General features: G+C 67.7%; 8 protein-coding genes and 1 pseudogene. 1 reads left to right on the top strand and 8 read right to left on the bottom strand.

The window, feature by feature from the left end:
* Positions 1 to 77 precede the first annotated feature (77 nt).
* The 4 genes from mmaA2 to EET13_RS13685 form a co-directional block, all read right to left on the bottom strand.
* On the bottom strand, positions 78 to 941 hold the full coding sequence (gene mmaA2 / locus EET13_RS13700; RefSeq protein WP_122442808.1) for a cyclopropane mycolic acid synthase MmaA2: 864 nt from the start codon (positions 939 to 941) through the stop codon (positions 78 to 80).
* 134 nt (positions 942 to 1,075) lie between these two features.
* Positions 1,076 to 2,929: a serine/threonine protein kinase PknE gene (locus EET13_RS13695; RefSeq protein WP_122442807.1), complete on the bottom strand. Its 1,854-nt coding sequence runs from the start codon at positions 2,927 to 2,929 to the stop codon at positions 1,076 to 1,078.
* Positions 2,930 to 3,099: 170 nt separating this feature from the next.
* Positions 3,100 to 3,840 carry a hypothetical protein gene (locus tag EET13_RS13690; RefSeq protein WP_122442806.1) on the bottom strand — a complete coding sequence of 247 codons (741 nt, stop codon included), beginning with the start codon at positions 3,838 to 3,840 and terminating at the stop codon, positions 3,100 to 3,102.
* 91 nt (positions 3,841 to 3,931) lie between these two features.
* Positions 3,932 to 5,428, bottom strand: a complete 1,497-nt coding sequence (locus EET13_RS13685) for an MFS transporter (protein WP_122442805.1) — start codon at positions 5,426 to 5,428, stop codon at positions 3,932 to 3,934.
* 139 nt (positions 5,429 to 5,567) lie between these two features.
* On the opposite strand from EET13_RS13685, the gene EET13_RS13680 reads away from it, so the two are divergent.
* Positions 5,568 to 6,431 carry an SCO6745 family protein gene (locus EET13_RS13680; protein ID WP_122442804.1) on the top strand — a complete coding sequence of 288 codons (864 nt, stop codon included), beginning with the start codon at positions 5,568 to 5,570 and terminating at the stop codon, positions 6,429 to 6,431.
* Positions 6,432 to 6,512: 81 nt separating this feature from the next.
* Here EET13_RS13680 and EET13_RS13675 read toward each other — a convergent pair whose 3' ends face one another.
* The 4 genes and pseudogenes from EET13_RS13675 to EET13_RS32790 all read right to left on the bottom strand — a co-directional run.
* Positions 6,513 to 8,864, bottom strand: coding sequence for an MMPL family transporter (locus EET13_RS13675; protein WP_122442803.1), 2,352 nt, complete (start codon positions 8,862 to 8,864; stop codon positions 6,513 to 6,515).
* 20 nt (positions 8,865 to 8,884) lie between these two features.
* On the bottom strand, positions 8,885 to 10,606 hold the full coding sequence (locus EET13_RS13670; RefSeq protein WP_122442802.1) for an ABC transporter ATP-binding protein: 1,722 nt from the start codon (positions 10,604 to 10,606) through the stop codon (positions 8,885 to 8,887).
* A 20-nt stretch (positions 10,607 to 10,626) separates the two neighbouring features.
* Positions 10,627 to 16,101 carry an amino acid adenylation domain-containing protein gene (locus EET13_RS13665; protein WP_425294241.1) on the bottom strand — a complete coding sequence of 1,825 codons (5,475 nt, stop codon included), beginning with the start codon at positions 16,099 to 16,101 and terminating at the stop codon, positions 10,627 to 10,629.
* A 375-nt stretch (positions 16,102 to 16,476) separates the two neighbouring features.
* A pseudogene (locus EET13_RS32790) lies at positions 16,477 to 17,121 on the bottom strand (phosphopantetheine-binding protein); the annotation flags it as partial.

The following is a 17,121-nucleotide window of genomic DNA, read 5'->3' as shown; positions in this document are numbered from 1 at the left end:
AGCATGGGCAGCCGCACAGCGCCTGGGATGAGTAGGACTACCCGTCCCAGGTTGTCAGGTGGCCCCAGCCGAAATCCCTACTTCTGCAAAGTGAACTGGTTGACGTCGATATAGCCGTCGCGAAACAGCTTGGCGCAGCCGGTGAGGTACTTCAGGTAGCGCTCGTAGACCTCTTCGGACTGGATCGCGATGGCCTCGTCCTGGTGTGCCTGCAGAGCCTCGGCCCACAGGTCCAGGGTCCGCGCGTAATGCAGTCGCAGCGATTGGCGCCGGGTCAGGGTGAAGCCCGCCGTGGTGGACTGCTCCACCACCATCTCGATGGTCGGCGGATGACCGCCCGGGAAGATCTCGGTCCGGATGAACTTCAGGAAGCGGGCCAACCACAAGGTGAGCGGCAGGCCGGCATCGACCATCTGCTGCATGGTCAGGCCGGTGATGGTGTGCAGCAGCATGGTGCCGTCGGCGGGCAGCATCTGGTATGTCCGCGAGAAGAAGTCCGCGTGACGGTCGTGGCCGAAGTGCTCGAAGGCGCCGATGGACACGATCCGGTCGACGGGCTCGTCGAACTGCTCCCAGCCTGCCAGCAACACCGTCCGGCTACGCGGGCTGTCGAACTCGTCGAAGGTCGTCTGGACGTGGACGGCCTGGTTTTTCGACAACGTCAGGCCAACGACGTTCACGTCATACTTTTCGATCGCCCGGCGCATGGTGGCGCCCCAGCCGCAGCCGACGTCGAGCAGCGTCATGCCCGGCTGCAGGCCCAGCTTGCCCAGCGACAGGTCGATCTTGGCGAGCTGGGCCTCCTGCAGCGTCATATCGTCATGCTCGAAGTAGGCGCAGCTGTAGGTCTGCGTCGGGTCCAGGAACAGCCGGAAGAAGTCGTCGGACAAATCGTAGTGCGCCTGCACGTCGTCGAAATGCGGCGTCAGCTGTCCAGCCATGGGTTGCTAGTGCCTTTCCGGCCCAGAGACCAATTATGGTGCACGCACGAATGCGCACCGACAATATCCCCCAAGGCGTGCCCGGGAAATGTTAGCCGATTCCGTGTCGCGTCGCTAATTCCAAGCGGACCACGTCATCCGGTCAGCCTGGTCAGCCAGCTCGAATTCTGCAGATCCACGGCCTTCTTGCCGTCCCACACGAACGGGGTCCCATTGGCGCTGAACGTGGCGAGGGTCTCGCTGGCAGCGGCCGCCTTCGACTGGGCGGTGCCACGGTCACTTCCCGACTTGATGCAGCTAATCGCCGCGGTGTTGGCGCCCACGGTCTGGGCCAGATGTGCCAGTTCGGCGTCGGTGCGGTCGGAGGCGGCGCCTTCCTGGGGCTGGAAGTCGCTGCCGAACAAGGCGGAATAGAAATCGCTGTAGACCTTCGGATCATTTTGGGCCGCGACGCAGTATGAGGCCGCCACCGCACGCGTCGAGTAATTCTTGGTGTGCGATTGGTCGTCGAGGAAGTTGAGCAGGTGATAGCGCACCGCGAGCTTCTTATCGGCCACCGCGGTTTCAATGTCGCTCGCATACGACCTGATGAAGGCGCCGCAAGGCGGGCAGATCGGCTCGTTGAAAATGTCGATCGTTGTCGCGGCGGCGGAACTGCCGACAAAGACGCCGTCATTGAGCACCCGAAGCTCAACCGCGTCGGCCGCCGGCGGCGACGACGTAGGCCCCGGCCGCGGTGCCGACGACCGCCACGGCTGCGCGATAATGATGCCCAGACCAGCTGTTATGGCTACCACGAAGGCCACCGCAACACCCACCCAAAGCCACGGCTTGCCGCCGCCGGCGGGCGGAACTGAAGGTGGCCCCGGCGGTTGGCCCCATGACGGTGCCCCGGTGCTACCGCTGTAACCCGTGGCCCATCCGGTGGCGCCGGCCCAGGACGCGGGCTGCGCTGCTGCGCCCGTCGGCACCGGCGATCCGGGCGCCAACGGCGGGAGCCACCCGGTGGGTGGTGACCCGGCGGGAGTCGGTGGCAGCGACCCGGCGGGAGTCAGTGGCGGCGCGAAAGTCGCCGGCGGCTGGCCGACGACCGCCGCCGGCAGTTGGGCCACCTGGCTGCGCTGCAAGATGTCGGTGGCCCGGTCCTGGTCGGGGGTTGCCAGCGCCGCGTACGCGGCCGCGGACAGGTCGCCGCAGGTGGCATATCGGTCTGCCGGATTCTTGGCCATTCCGCGGGCGATCACCTCGTCGAAAGCGGCCGGGATCCCCGGTCGAGCGGCGCTGGGCCTTGGGATGGCCTGGCTCAGATGTGCGCCCATGACGCTGAGCTGGTCGCCCCGGTACGGCGGTGATCCGGTCAGGCACTCGTACAAGACGCAGGCCAAGGCGTAGATGTCGGCCCGATAGGTGACCTCGGCGTTGCCGAAACGCTCCGGCGCCATGTAGTAAAGGGTGCCCACTGTGCTGCCCAGCTGCGTCAGCTTCTCGTCGGTGGTGGCGCTGGCGATTCCGAAGTCGACCAGGTAGGCGAAGTCGTCGCCGCTGACCAAAATGTTTTCCGGCTTCACGTCGCGATGCGTCACCCCGGCGGCGTGTGCGGCATCCAGGGCTGAGCCGATCTGGCGTACCACCGCCACGGCTCGCGGCGGGGTCAGCGGACCGTAGCGCTTCAAAATGGTGGCCAGATCCTTGCCGTCGATCAGGCGCATGTCCACGTAGAGCTGCCCGTCGATTTCGCCGTAGTCGTGAATGGGCACGACGTGCGGTTCGTGCAGCCGGCCCGCGGTGCGGGCTTCGCGCTGCATCCGGGTGCGAAAGACCGGATCGCTGGACAGCGTCGGCGACATCAGCTTCAGCGCCACAACGCGCTCGCGCACGGTGTCTTCGGCCTCATAGACGTCGCCCATGGCGCCGCGACCTACCAGACGACGCAGTCGATACGGACCGAATTCCGAACCCTCCCGCGAATCCGCGGCCGAATCACCCATCCCGACTCCTCACCCGCCTTCCGCGCCCACCAACCGACGACCAGCGCCTACGCCTGTGCCCACTGCCGGCGCCACCGAGCGGTACGCGGTGACGTGCAGGCATAAGGCTAACGGTTTGGCCATCCAGGAGGCGCGGCGAACAACGAGAATGCCGGGCGGCGACAGCGAATCTATTCGGTGTCCACCCGCAGGTCGCTCAGCCCTATCGACACCAGCGTCGGGCCGGGCAGCGAACGATTGCCAGGGCCGATCGGGTAGACCCGCCGCCGCGTCTGGAAAACCAGCCCGCCGGCACGCGCTGGCTCGGTGCAGTAGTGCGCGGCCCGCGCCCACTGGCCCACGACCTCGGCGACGTAGTCGTGCCGACGCAGCCGAGCGGTGGCATCGAAGTAGAAACTCTGCCGGGGCGAGTGGGTGGGAATGTGGGCCGGGAACGTCGCATTCAGCCGCCGCCAGGTCTGCCCGTTCTGCTGCCAGGTCCCGGCCTCGTCGACCTCGACGCCCTCACGCGTCAGCAGGTAGGGCGTGGTCAGGTAATTCCACATGGCGTAGCCAGCGAAATACACCGAATCGAGCGGATCCCACCGAAAGTTCCGGCGCAGGCCCGGGCGGCCGAAGAACATCGGCCGCGGGTTTGCCCGTGAGCTGAGGACATGGCCGTCGTGACTCTCGATCCGCACTACCCCGTTGTCGAAGACCCCGCGCTGCCCGGCAACCGGAAACGGGTCAATGACCGTGCGCGGTTCCTGGACGTCGACCGTGACGCGGTAGTCGGCGAACCGGTTGCCCGGGACGCGGGTACGGACCAGCAGCCCGCCGCTGCGTACCCGCGCATGAATTCTGACGGCGGATCGCCATGGCTGCGGCCCGCCGTGGGCTTCCAACGCCTCATCCAGCAGGGTGCTCGTCATTGCCACATCCTCGGCGTCGATCGGTGCTCATCGGAGTAATCGAACACCATGGTCAGCGTGCGCGCTGGCCGGTCGGCCCCGTCGGTGCGGGTCATGAGGGCTGGCCATCGCGGATATCCGCCCTTTCGTCGTCGTGCCCTGCGTCGGCGACCGTCAGTGGCAACGCCAGTTCTTCGAGCGGACGCCGTTCGGCCGCCACACCAAGCCACAATTCGACCAGACCGGCCGCCGCCATCACCACTGCTCCGATGAGGAAGGACCAGAACACTTGGCCGCGCTGGCCGGAATTGATCAACTGACCAAACAGCAACGGGCCGCTGATGCCGCCGATCGCGGTGCCGACGGCGTAGAAAAACGCGATCGCCAGCGCCCGGGTCTCCATCGGGAAGATCTCGCTCACGGTCAGATAAGCGGCGCTGGCCCCGGCCGAGGCCAGGAAGAACGCCACCGCCAGGACGACGATGAATGTCCAGACACCACCGGTGCGAGTCACGAACAGCACCGCGAGCACAACGGCCACGACCGCGGACCCGATGTATGAAAACGTGATCATGGGTTTGCGGCCGACGGTGTCGAACAGCCGTCCCAGCGCCAGAGGCCCGACGAAATTACTGAGCGCCCACACGATGAAGAACACCGGCACGTGGCCGGACGCGACCCCGTAGAAGCCGCTCAACAGGGTGCCGAGGTTGAACGTCACGCCGTTGTAGAGGAAAGCCTGCCCGATGAACAGCGCCAGCCCGAGTACCGCGCGGCGGGGGTAGCGGGTGAACGCCACCCTGGCGATCTCCCAGAACGAAATCGCATGACGCTGACAGACTCGCAGTGGGCGCCCTTGCGGCTCGGGCAGCGGTTGGCCGGTGTCGCGCTCCACCTCCGCCTCGATTTCACCGACGATCCGCTCGGCTTCGTGCTGGCGCCCGTGGATGAACAGCCAGCGGGGGCTTTCCGGAACGTTACGCCGGACGAGCAGAACGAAGATCCCGAAGATGGCGCCGACACCGAAGGCCAGCCGCCATCCGATGTTCGCCGAGAAGTGCGAGGTGTCCAACAGGAACAGGGCGCCGGCCGCGCCGGCCGCCGAGCCCAGCCAGTAGGTCCCGTTGATCACCAGGTCCACCCGGCCGCGCACCCGCGCCGGGATCAGCTCGTCGATCGCGGAGTTGATGGCGGCGTATTCACCGCCGATGCCCGCACCGGTGAAAAAGCGCGTCAGGAAGAAATACCACGGCGCAAACGCGAACGCGGTTGCGACGGTAGCGATCAAGTACACCGCGAGGGTCAGCAGGAACAGGTTCCGCCGGCCGAACCGGTCGGTCAGGTGGCCGAAGAACAACGCTCCCAGGCAGGCCCCGGCGATGTAGAACGACGCCGCCAACCCGATGTCGGCGGCGTTGAGCGCGATGCCGCTGCCGTGTTCGGTCAGGCGCGACGAGACGTTGCCGACCATGGTGACTTCGAGGCCGTCGAGAATCCACACGCCGCCCAGCCCGACAACGACGCGCCAGTGGAACCGCCCCCAGGGCAGCCGGTCCAGCCGTGCCGGTACGTGGGTGGTGATGGTTCCGGTTTGCGCGCTCGCACTCATGGCTGACTCCGTTCTGGGTGGGCAGCACCAAACACCGTCCGCGACACTAGCCAACTCGCGGTCAATACTCGACCTGCGCTCGTCGCCGGACCAGCGATGCGCGGGCAGACGTACCTCAACCGAGTGGTTAGCTCCAGGAATGCACCGCGCGCCTGAGCTCGCCCGTCATCTCTACGACCGCTTCGAACCCGTCCATGCCGTAACGTACTTCGCGCCGGAGGCGCGTGCGGCCTTGACAAATCTCGGTTACCGGGGGTTTTGGATGGGGTATTTCGCCGCTCGATCGGCCCCGCTGGGCCAGGTGCCGCCCGAAGTCGTGACCGCGCTGTTCTACAACTTCGCCCACGCGCGGGTGAGCAAGGCGCTACCGACGGCGTGGGAAATTGCCGGGCCGCCCCTAGCGTTGCGGGCCCGCGCAACGTCGGCGGTTGCGGCGCTGCGGCGCTACGGGCTGCGCGACGACGACGAAAACGTCCGCACCGCAGCACGTTTGGTTGGCGACGCGGCGCGGCGGGCGCCGGTTGACGGTCGAGCATTGTTCGCGGCCAACCTCGCCTTGCCCTGGCCGCAGGATCCGGTTGCCGCGCTCTGGCATGCGACCACGTTGCTGCGCGAGCAGCGCGGCGACGGTCATGTCGCGGTGTTGGTCGCTGCCGGTATCTCCGGGCGAGAGGCCAATGTGTTGCACTGCGCGGCGAGCTCGGTGCCCCGCGACTACCTCATGCAGACCCGCCACTACGACGACGCCGAGTGGCGCGCCTGCGAGCAGAGCCTGATCGGCCGCGGTCTGCTCGGCGAGGATGGATCCTTGACGTCCGCCGGGCGTGACCTCAAGCAGCGCCTCGAAGCCAGCACCGATGCGCTGGCGCTGCGCGCCTACGACGGTCTCGACGACAGCGAGCTGCAGGCGTTGCTTGATGCGCTGACGCCGATCGCCCGGACGGTGATCGACGGGGGTGACATGCCGGCGGTCACGCCGATGAGCCTGCGCCGGGATTTCTGACCGCGACATCCCGCGGATGCGCCTCGAAACATGTTGCGATCAAACATCTTCGGCACGGTGCCCCGGGGCGCACTGATACCGTCAAGGATGCGAGCCGCCCTGCGGTTGGTTTTGCTGGCCGAACAGCACTCGGCGGCCGACCACCCGCCAGGTGGAAGTGCCGGTTCGCGGCGACGCTGCTGGACGCTGTGGCGTGCCGAACGCGCCGACGTGCTCGCCGAAGCCCAACCGATCATGCAGGCGCGCCAACGGTTTGGGCGCCCACCAGTTCAATCGGCCGAGCACGTGCATGAACGCCGGCACGAGCAGCATCCGCACCAGCGTGGCGTCGACCAGCACCGCAACCGTCAACCCGAACCCGAACAACCGCATGAACGACACCCGCGCGGCCATCAACGCCGCAAAGGAGATCGCCATGATCAGCGCCGCGGCCGTGATCACCCGGCCGGTATGGGCCACACCGAGCGCAACGCTGCGGTCGTTGGCACCCCATCCGCGGTGTGATGCCATCCAGTACTCCCGAATCCGCGACATGAGGAACACCTCGTAGTCCATCGAGAGGCCAAATGCGATGCAGAACAACAGCACTGGCAGTTGCACGCCCAGGGTGCCGGTCGCCGCGGTGCCCAGCCCGCCCAGGTGCCCCTCCTGGAACACCCACACCAGCGCACCGAACGCCGCGGTCAGTGACAGCATGTTCATCAGCACTGCCTTGATCGGCAACACCACGCTGCCCGTCAGCACGAACACCAGCACCATGGTGACCACCGCGATGATCGTGAGCACCAGTGGCACGCGCGACGACACCGCGTGCACGCTGTCGCGGTTACTCTGCGCTCCGCCGGCCAGCAGCACCGGTCGGCTCGCCGGTGCCCGAACGGCGTGGAGCCGGTCGAGTTGAACGGTCGAGGCGGTGGAGTACAGCGGTGCGGTGGTGGTCACGGTCAGAAAGGCGCTGCGGTCTTTGATTGCGCTCGGTGACGCCGGCGGCCCGGGCTGCGGCCGGCCGTCGATGAAGGTGCGCTGTGGCGACGACACCGACGACACGTCGGGGACCCGCGACAGCGCGGCGGCGTAGGCATCCATATCGGCCGGACTCAGATCGGCCGTGTCGGGCAGCACGACGGTGATATCCGGGGTCCGGTAGCCCGGGAAGCCGTTGCGTAGCGTGTCGCCGACCTGGCGCGCCGAAGCCGAGCTGGGCAGCACCCGGTCGTCGGCAAAGCCCCATCGCACCTCGCGGAACGGTGCGCCGAGCAGCAGCAACAGTGCGGTGATGGCGATTCCGATGGGCACCGCGTGGCCCGTCACCAACCTCGTCCACCGGTACCAGAACCGCTGCTCCACCGGTGCGTTGCGGCGTTGGGCTTGGCGGCGCGATCGCAGGACCCGGCGCACATCCAGCGCGTCGAGCCTGCCGCCGAGCAGCACGAGCGCCGCGGGTGTCACCACGATCGCGGCCGCCGCCGCGAAGGCGACCACCGCCACCCCCGCGTAGGCGAATGATTTCAAGAAGTAGGGCGGAAAGAGCACCAGCGCCGCCATCGACAGCGCGACCGTCAGCGCCGAGAACAGCACGGTGCGACCGGCGGTGGCCATGGTGGTGATCAGCGCCGCGTCCCGAGTTTGCCCCGCTGCCAACTCATCCCGGTACCGGCTCAAAATCAACAACGTGTAGTCGACGGCCAGGGCCATGCCCAAGGCGACGGTGAGGTTCAGCGCGAAGATCGACACGTTGGCCAACAGCGAGATGGTGCGCAGCGAGGCCAGCGCGCCGAAAATTGCGAACAGGCCGACGGCCACCGGCAGCGCCGCCGCGACCAACCCACCGAAAACCCAGACCAGCACCACAAAACTCACCGGCAGCGCCAGCGACTCCATGAGCAGCAAGTCTTTCTGGGTCTGCTCGTTGACCTGCCACGCCACCGCGGCGTCCCCGCCGGCGCGCACCGTGACGCCGTCGCGGTCATGCACCAGTTCGTCGGCAAGCTGCCGCGCGTAGCTCTGGGCATAACTTGGGGCGGTTTTCTCGCCTCCGGTGATGGGGGCCACGATCAATCCCGTAGTACCGTCGTTGCTGATCAACTTGCCTGCCGCCGCTGACGACGCGGTCCACGGAGAAACCACGCGCCCGACATGCGCCGAGTTTTGCAGCCGGCGCGCGATATCGGCGCCGACCGCCGTTGCGTGGGGCCCGAGCGCACCGCCGGGTGAGGTCACCGTGATCAGCAGGTTCATGTCGCCCTGACCGAACTTCTTCGACAGCAGTTCGGATGCCTTCGACGATTCGGCGTCGGGATCCAGCCCGCCGCCGGCCGACAGCGAGCCGAGCACGGGGATGCCGAAGGCCGCGGCGCCGATCATGAGCAGCACGGCCACGGCGATGACCCGGCGCGGGCCTGCGATGGCTAGCCGGGCGATTGCGTGCAGCACGACACTTCCTTTCGAAGTCGTTACCCGGGAGCCAGTTCGTGCTCGATCAGGGCGCGGTAGATGGGCGTGCGCAACAGTTCGGAGTGGGTGCCGGTTGCCTTGATCCGGCCGTGTTGCATAACCAGGATCTGGTCGGCGTGGGTGACGGTGGAGAGCCGGTGGGTGACAACGAGGAGGCTGCGCCGGCCGCGTGCCCGCAGCAGATTGGTCATGACGTCGTACTCGTTGGCGCGGTCGAGATGGGCGGTGGGCTCGTCCATGAGGATCAGCTGCGACCGCGACAGGAATGCGCGGGCCAGGGCCAGCCGTTGGCGTTGGCCACCGGAGAGGCCGCGACCGCGCTCCAGCACTGCGGTGTCGAGTTGTTCAGGCAGACGGGCGATTTCGTTGGCGATGTTGGCCTGTTCGAGTACGTGCCACAGGTCGGCGTCGGCGGCGCCGGGATCGGCGATGAGCAGGTTGTCGCGGATGGTGCCGTTGAGCACGGGCGCGTCCTGTTCCAGCAGCCCGAGCCGGCCGCGCAGTTCCGTCAGCCCGACACCACGCAGATCGCGGCCCTCCCAGCGCACCGTGCCGGCGTCGGGGTCGTGGAAACGGCACAGCAGGGCCAGGATGGTCGACTTACCCGAGCCGGACGGCCCGACCAGCGCGGTGATTCGATCTGCGCCGAGGGTGAAGGAGATGTCGTCGAGGACGAGATGCTTGCCGTAGGAAAACGACACGTGCTCGAATTCAACCAGCGGAGCGCTGTTTTGGGCCGGCTGGGGGATGCACGGTATTTCCGCGCCGGCCGTAACGGCCAGGGTGGGCGGGTCGCCCTCGGGCAGGTCCCGCAAGGTGGCGGTGAGGTGCTGATACGCGCCGGCCGCGGTCCGCAGGCCGTTGAGTGCGGCGATGCCGGCGGTCACCGGAAAGACCGCGTACATGGCGAAGGCGAACAGGCTGACGAATTGGCCGACGGGTAACTCGCCGTCGGCGACGCGACGCCCGTCAATGATCATGATCGCCAGAAACGAGCCGGTGACGCCCAACCGGATGAGCGAGGTGTCGATGGCGGCGGCCGACGCGATGCGGACGCCGGCCTGGTAGGCGAAGTGCACGCTGACGCCAATGGATTTCACTTCGCGGTCTTCGGCGCCGAACAGCTTGATGGTCCGTGCGGCACCCAGGGCGCGGTCCAAGCCGGCCGTGTAGTCGCCCAGCGCGACTTGACGGTCCAGGGAGGCGCGCTGGATTCGTGAGAGGAAGGGACCGCCGGCGGCGAACGCCACCGCCATAACGGCCACCACGACGCTGACGGTAACCGCGTCGATCGAGAACATCAGGATGCTGGCACCGATCAGGGTCAGCGTTCCGAACGCGACATCGGCAACGGCGCGTGGCATGTCGCGCAACAGGCCGGCGTCGCTTGTTCCGCGGGCCAGCAGCTCGCCGGTGCGGCCCCGGTCCAGCAGCCCGATAGGCAGGCGCACAACATGATTGGTGAAGACGGCCCGCAACTCCAGCACAATCTTCTCGCCGGTCCGCTCCAGCCGAAAATGCCCCAGCGCATCCAGCAGGAACTGTCCGGTGAGCATGCTCAACAGCAGGACGGCCAGCGAGAGAATCGGGGCGCCCGATGCGGCCCGGGTGACGAGCCGACCGGCCAGTAGGGGCTGCAGCAGGGTGAGCACCGTGGTGATGCCGAGCAGCGTCATGCTCACCGTGATCGAAACCCAATGAGCGCGAAGCAGTGTGAGCATGGTGTGAGTTCTCAACCCGGCTACAGCAATCCGAGTCGCTGCAAATCGGTGACGTAGTTGATGATCGTCGGCGCCGAGACGTGCGGAATGTCCGGATTGTGTTTGTCGGGGCCAATTTTTGCTTCTCGCACCGCCGCACGGAATCGGTCGGTCGGGGCGTGCGCGCCACGGGCCGGCTCGAGGGGCCGCAACCGCGTGAAATTGTTCAGCAGCATCATCTGCAGCACCGAGTGGCGGCGCTGCAGCTCCGGCAGGGCACCCAGGGCGGCCTCGAAGGTCTGTGCCCACTCCGCAAAGTCGTCGATGCGCCGGATCGGGTAGCCGGCCTCGATCAGCCAGTCGATGTACTCGTCGAGTCCGATGCCGTCGTCGTGCGGGTTCATCACGTGGTAAGTGTGGTAACCGTCCCCGACGGGGGCGCTCAGCGTGGCGATCGCCTCGGCGACGAATGTGACTGGCAGGCCGTCGAAATGGGCGCGTTGCCGGCGGCCGTCGGAGCCCAGCCGGTAGAACGAGGCGGGCGCGATGCCGGTGGCCACCAGGCTCAGCACCACCCGGGTGGCGACGTCGGACACGTTGAGCTGGCCCGCATAGGCGGGGTCGGCCAGGATCATTCCGCAGCGAAACACCGTCACCGGCAGGGCGCACAACTCGTGGGTCTCGCGCAGCAGCACCTCTCCGGCCCACTTACTGGTGCCGTAGCCGTTGGCCACGCTGGCATCCACGACGCGGGTGGGGCTGATCACCCGGATGTCGGCGTCCTCGGTGAACGCCGACGGCTCGATCTGCGCGCCGACGTCGGCGGTCGACACATACGCGTAGGCCTTGAGCTTGGTGGTCAGCGCGAGCCGGATCAGCTCCGCGGTGCCCCCGACGTTGGGCCCGAACAGCTCGCGGTAGGGCAGGACGGCGTTGACCACCGCCGCCGAATCGATGATCAGGTCGACGGTGTCGGCCAGCCGCTGCCAGGTCTGCGGGTCCAGGCCCAGGTTGGGCTCGGCCTTGTCGCCGGCGACAACCTCCAGGTGGTCGGCTGCCAACTCCTGGAAATGCCGCAGCAGTCGCGGGTCACTGTCGAAGGTCTTGTCCAGCCGGCGCCGCGCCGCTTCGTCGGAGTCGGCCCGCACCAGACAGATCAGCCTGCCTTCGGCCAACTCCATCTGTTGCAGGCATTGCAGGGCCAGATAGCGCCCCAGAAAACCGGTGGCCCCGGTCAACAGCACCGTGCGCACCTCGGTGCCCGGTCTCGGCAGCGCCGGGGCGGCCGTCAGCGTCGCGGCGTCGATGAACTTATCCAACGTGAGATCAGCGGCATGCACCTGCGCGGGCTCGCGGCCGTGCACCGACTCGAGGCTGACCGAGCCGCTAGGTTTGCCCAGCTGCTGGACCAAAGCGCGCACGGTGGGCGCGCTGAACACGGTACGCACGGACAAACCGGCATCCAGGGCGGTGTTGATGGCGGCGACCAGGCGCATCGCTGACAGTGAGTCACCGCCCAGGTCGAAGAACGAGTCATCGACGCCCACCTGCTCCAGGCCGAGCAATCGGGCGTAGACGCCGGCCAGCAGCTGCTCGGTCGGCGTCGCCGGGGCGCGGTAGCGACCGTCGTGCCGGTATTCCGGGGCCGGCAGGGCGCGGGTGTCAAGTTTGCCGTTGACCGTGAGCGGCAGGCCGTCAAGAATCACCACCGCGGTCGGCACCATGTAGGCCGGCAGCCGCCGGGCCAGCGCGGCGCGAAGTTCGGCCGGGTCGGCGGTCCCGGTCACATAGCCCACCAGCCGTTTGTCGCCGGGGCGCTCCGCACGCACGACCACGGCCGCCTGATCCACGCCGGCAAGTCCAGCCAATACCGCGCGTACCTCACCCAACTCGACGCGGTAACCGCGGATCTTTACCTGCTCATCGGTACGCCCGAGGTAGTCGAGCTGCCCATCGCGGCGCCAGCGCACCAAATCCCCGGTGCGATACAACCGTATCCCGGGCCTGCCGAACGGGCAGGCCACAAACCGTGACGCAGTCAGCTGCGAGCGGCGCCAATAGCCCACCCCCACCCCGGCGCCGGCCACATACAACTCGCCCACCACGCCAACCGGCACCGGCCGCAACCACCCATCCAGCACGAACAACGCTGTTTCCGGGACCGGCCACCCGATCGGCGTCACCACCGATTCCGGCAGGAGAGGATCGGTGATCGCCACGTCCACGGTGGTCTCGCTCGGGCCGTACTCGTTAACCAGGCCCGGCCCCGCACCATAACGCTGCACCAGCTCGGGGGTGCACACCTCACCGCCGACGCTCAGCCTGACCCCGCGCAGTCGCTCGGCGGGCAGCACACCAAGGGCTGTGGGCGTCAAGAGCGCATGCGAAACCTGCTGGCCGGCAATGAAATCGACCAACTCCTCCCCGGGCATCGCCTGCGCATCGTCGGGAATGACCGCCACCGCCCCGGTCAACAACGCCGACCACACATTGGCCACCGACGCATCGAAGGCCAACGGCGCGAACTGCAACACCCGGCTCTGCGGCGTAATAGCCAATCGTTTGACCCGGGCGGTCACCAAAGGCGCGATGCCGCCATGGCCGATGGCCACCCCTTTGGGCTCCCCGGTGGTGCCCGAGGTGTAGATCAGGTAGGCGATCTCGTCGGACGCCGGCGTCGGCAAGGCCTCAGTGGGATAGCTGTCGATCGCGGGATCGTCCGCGTCGACGACCACCAGGTCGTGTCCAGGAAGCCGCGGGCGCAGCGCCGCGGCGGTGATCGCCACGTTCACCGCGGCATCGGCAATGATGAACCCGATCCGGGCGGGCGGCGAATCCGGATCGATCGGCACATATGCCGCCCCGGTCTTGAGCACCGCCAGGATCGCGATGACGGCCTGCGCGGAGCGCGGCAACAGCAGCGCCACCGTGTGTCCCGGCCCGGTCGCGTGCCCGCTCAATAAGTGCGCCAACCGATTTGACGCGATGTCGAGTTCGCGGTAGGTCATCGACTGGCCCGCGAAGCTCAGCGCCACCGCCTCCGGCGTGCGCGTCACCTGGGCCGCCCATTGCGCCGGAATCGACGGCGGTGTGGGTGCCGGGTGGGTCAGCGCCACCCGATTGCCGATCGCATCCAGCCGGGCATGCTCACCGGAATCAAGCAGATCCAGCGTCGACAGCCGCCGCGCCGGATCGGCCGTCATCGCCGTGCACACCCGCTCCAGCCGGCCGATCAGCGCATCGATAGCGGCGGCGTCAAACACGTCGCTACGGAACTCGACGCGAAGGGCCAGTTCGCGGCCCGGCGAGGCTTGCAGCACCAGCGGGTAATGGGTGCGTTCGCGGGTAGTGACGGCGGTGATGGCGAGGTGGTCGCGACCGGGCAGCGCGCCGGTGTCGATCGGGTAGTTCTCGTAGACGAATACGGTGTCGAAGAGTTGGTGGTGGCCGGTGATGCGGTGGATGTCGGGCAGCGGCAGGTGCTGGTGCTCCAGGGTGTTCTGGTGGCTGTGGTGCAGTTGGCCGAGCAGGCCGGCGGTGGTGGTTGTCGCGGTGATGGTGGCCCGTACCGGCACCGTGTTGATGAACAGGCCCACCATCGACTCGGCGCCGGCCAGCTCGGTGGGCCGTCCCGAGACGGTGGTGCCGAAGACCACGTCGTGCTGGCCGGTCAGCGAGCTCAGCAGCAGCGCGAAGGCGCCCTGCAGCACCGTGTTGACGGTGGTGTGACACGAGCGGGCCAGTTCGCTGACCGCGCGGGCGGTGTGCTCGGCTAGCCGAAACGTCGCCACCTGTTGCTGCCCCGGCCCGAACCGGTCCGGGGGACCGACCAGGGTGGGAGTTGCAAAGCCGGCCAACACTTTTCGCCACGCCTCGCGGGCTGCGTCGCGGTCTTGACGGGCCAGCCAGGTCACAAACCGGCGATAGGGAACGGCTGCAGGCAGGGGCTGCCGGTAGTAGCCGGCGAAGATTTCGCGCAGCAGGATCGGCATTGACCAACCGTCGACCACGATGTGGTGATTGGTCAGCACCAGTCGATAGCGATCTTCGCCGATGCGGATCAACGCCACTCGAAGAGCCGGCCCGCCGCCCAGCTCGCACACGGCGGCACGCTCGGCGGCGCACACCCGCACCACCTGTTCATCGAGTTCGGCTGCCGCTTCCAGCTCGACATGCCGCCACCCCGGCACCGGATCAGCCGCGATGATCTGCACCGGCTCCTCGAACTGGTCGCAGAAGCGGGCCACCAGGTTGGGATGGCGGGCGACCACGGTGTGCACCGCGTCGCGCAACCGGTCCGCATCCAGCGCACCGGCCAGCGCCAACTCCAGCTGCACCGCATACACATCGTCGTTGCCTTGTGCGGTGCTGGCGTGAAACAACAAACCCTGCTGCATCGGGGTCAACGGCAACACGTCGGCGATCCGGTATTGGTGCGCCAGCTCATCGAGCTGCTGCTGACTCAACCGCGCCGGCGCGATATCGGAGGGGGTCAGCCCGCCCCCGCCACGGCGAACATGCGCACAGATCCCGCCCAGGGCCTCAAACCACAACCGGCTCAGCCGACTGACCTGCGCCCGATCCAGCGCCGAGGGCGCCCACATCCAGTTGGCGTGCAGGCTCGGACCGGCCTCGGTGTCGACGGTCACCGCGTTGAGTTCCATGGTGTGCGCGAGTGGCATGGCCACCGCCGTCGCAGCACGGGTCAACGCCGCACCTTCATGAGAGATACGCCAACCCGCAGCTGAGGGCTCCAGCCCGGCGCCCAACCGCCCCAGGTAGTTGAACCCGATCGCCGGATCCGGACCGGCCAGGTCGACTTCGGTGTTGAGATACCGCAACACACCGTAGGTCAGCCCGTCCGGCAGCGCCCGAAGCTGCTCCTTGACGTCCTTGACCGCCGCCCCCAGGCCCGCCTCACCGGCCACCACCTGCGCCCAGCGCAGCCCGCCCACCGTGAGCGACACCGGGTACTTGGTGGTAAACCAGCCCACGGTGCGCGACAGGTCAAGGTGCGGCGCCACCTCCTCGTTGCGACCGTGGCCTTCTACGTCGATGCCCACCGGCGCGTCGCCGGTGCCCAAGAACTCCGCCACTGCCAGCCCGAACCCGATCAGCAGGATGTCGTGTACGCCGGCATGAAACGCCGCGGGCACCTCACCCAAGAGCAGCCGCGTGGTCTCCGCGTCCAGCAGCGCCGACAACTGCCCCGCATTGGCATAGGTATCCACTGCCGCACGTATCGGCGGCAACACCGCGGGCAGCGCGGCCACCTGCCGCCAGACACCCGCGTGGTCAACTACCGCGGCAGACCGTGCGTACTCCTGCAGCAGCGATGCCCACCAGGCAACCGACGTTCCCACCGGCGGCAGCGCCACCGGTTGCCCACCACGATGTTGCACCCACGCGATATTCAAGTCCCCCAACAAGATTCGCCAGGAAACCCCATCGATGGCCAGGTGATGAATGATCAACACCAGCTGCCGGGTGGCGGCCACCCACAACGCGCTGAGCATCACCCCCGCAACCGGATCCAGCCGCGACCGCGCCGCCACCAACGCCTCGTCGGACAACACCGACACGGTGTGCAGGCAGTCGCCCGCCGGCACCGCACCCGGTTCGGGCACCGTCAACGACCACCCCGCGGCGCCACCTTCGGCGACGCGCAACCGCAACATGGCATGCCGGTCCAGCAAGGCCTGCAACAGAACCAGGGCATCGGCTCCGGTCGCCCCCACCGGTCCCTGCACCACCACCGTCTGATTGAACTGCCCTATCGGGCCCTCAATACCCTGCAGCCAGCACATGATTGGGGTGGGCAACACCTCACCGACACCGTCGTCACCCACGCCGCCCGGGCTCTCGGCCGCCCGGGCCACCCGGGCCAGCCCGGCCACGGTCTGCTCGACGAAAATGTCGCGCGGCCGGCACATCACACCGGCGGCCCGGGCCCGCGCGACCACCTGCATCGACGAGATGCTGTCCCCACCGAGATCGAAGAACGACTCATCGACGCCAACCCGCTCCAGGCCCAACACTTCGGCGTAGATGCCGGCGAGGATCTGCTCGGTGGGGCTGGCCGGGGCGCGGTAGCGGTCGTCGTCGCCGTATTCGGGCGCCGGCAGGGCGCGGGTGTCGAGTTTGCCGTTGGGTGTCAGCGGCAGCTCCTCGAGCGCGACCACCGCGGCGGGCACCAGGTAGGCCGGTAGCCGGTCGGCCAGTGCGGCACGGACTTTCGACGGCTCCGCGGTCCCGGTGATGTAGCCCACCAGCCGTTTGTCGCCGGGGCGATCTTCGCGGGCGCTCACCGCCGCCTGCTCCACCCCGGGCAGGCCGGCCAATGCCGTTCGTATTTCGCCGAGTTCGATGCGGTAGCCGCGGATTTTGACTTGTTCATCCGCGCGGCCTAGGTAACGCAATTGCCCGTCGGCACCCCAGCACACCAGATCCCCAGTGCGATACATCCGCAACCCATGGCCACCAAACGGACACGCCACAAACCGCGACGCACTCAACCCCGCCCGACGCCAATACCC

This window comes from Mycobacterium attenuatum, from assembly GCF_900566085.1.
Classification (GTDB): domain Bacteria; phylum Actinomycetota; class Actinomycetes; order Mycobacteriales; family Mycobacteriaceae; genus Mycobacterium; species Mycobacterium attenuatum.
This window is presented reverse-complemented; position numbering and strand designations above follow the sequence as displayed.

What these genes read in the sequence shown, in the direction of transcription:
- EET13_RS13670 (WP_122442802.1), bottom strand. Translation starts at nt 10,606, where the DNA reads ATGCTCACACTGCTTCGCGCTCATTGGGTTTCGATCACGGTGAGCATG.
- EET13_RS13680 (WP_122442804.1), top strand. Translation starts at nt 5,568, where the DNA reads ATGCACCGCGCGCCTGAGCTCGCCCGTCATCTCTACGACCGCTTCGAA.
- EET13_RS13695 (WP_122442807.1), bottom strand. Translation starts at nt 2,929, where the DNA reads ATGGGTGATTCGGCCGCGGATTCGCGGGAGGGTTCGGAATTCGGTCCG.
- EET13_RS13690 (WP_122442806.1), bottom strand. Translation starts at nt 3,840, where the DNA reads ATGACGAGCACCCTGCTGGATGAGGCGTTGGAAGCCCACGGCGGGCCG.
- EET13_RS13685 (WP_122442805.1), bottom strand. Translation starts at nt 5,428, where the DNA reads ATGAGTGCGAGCGCGCAAACCGGAACCATCACCACCCACGTACCGGCA.
- mmaA2 (WP_122442808.1), bottom strand. Translation starts at nt 941, where the DNA reads ATGGCTGGACAGCTGACGCCGCATTTCGACGACGTGCAGGCGCACTAC.
- EET13_RS13665 (WP_425294241.1), bottom strand. Translation starts at nt 16,101, where the DNA reads ATGCTCAGCGCGTTGTGGGTGGCCGCCACCCGGCAGCTGGTGTTGATC.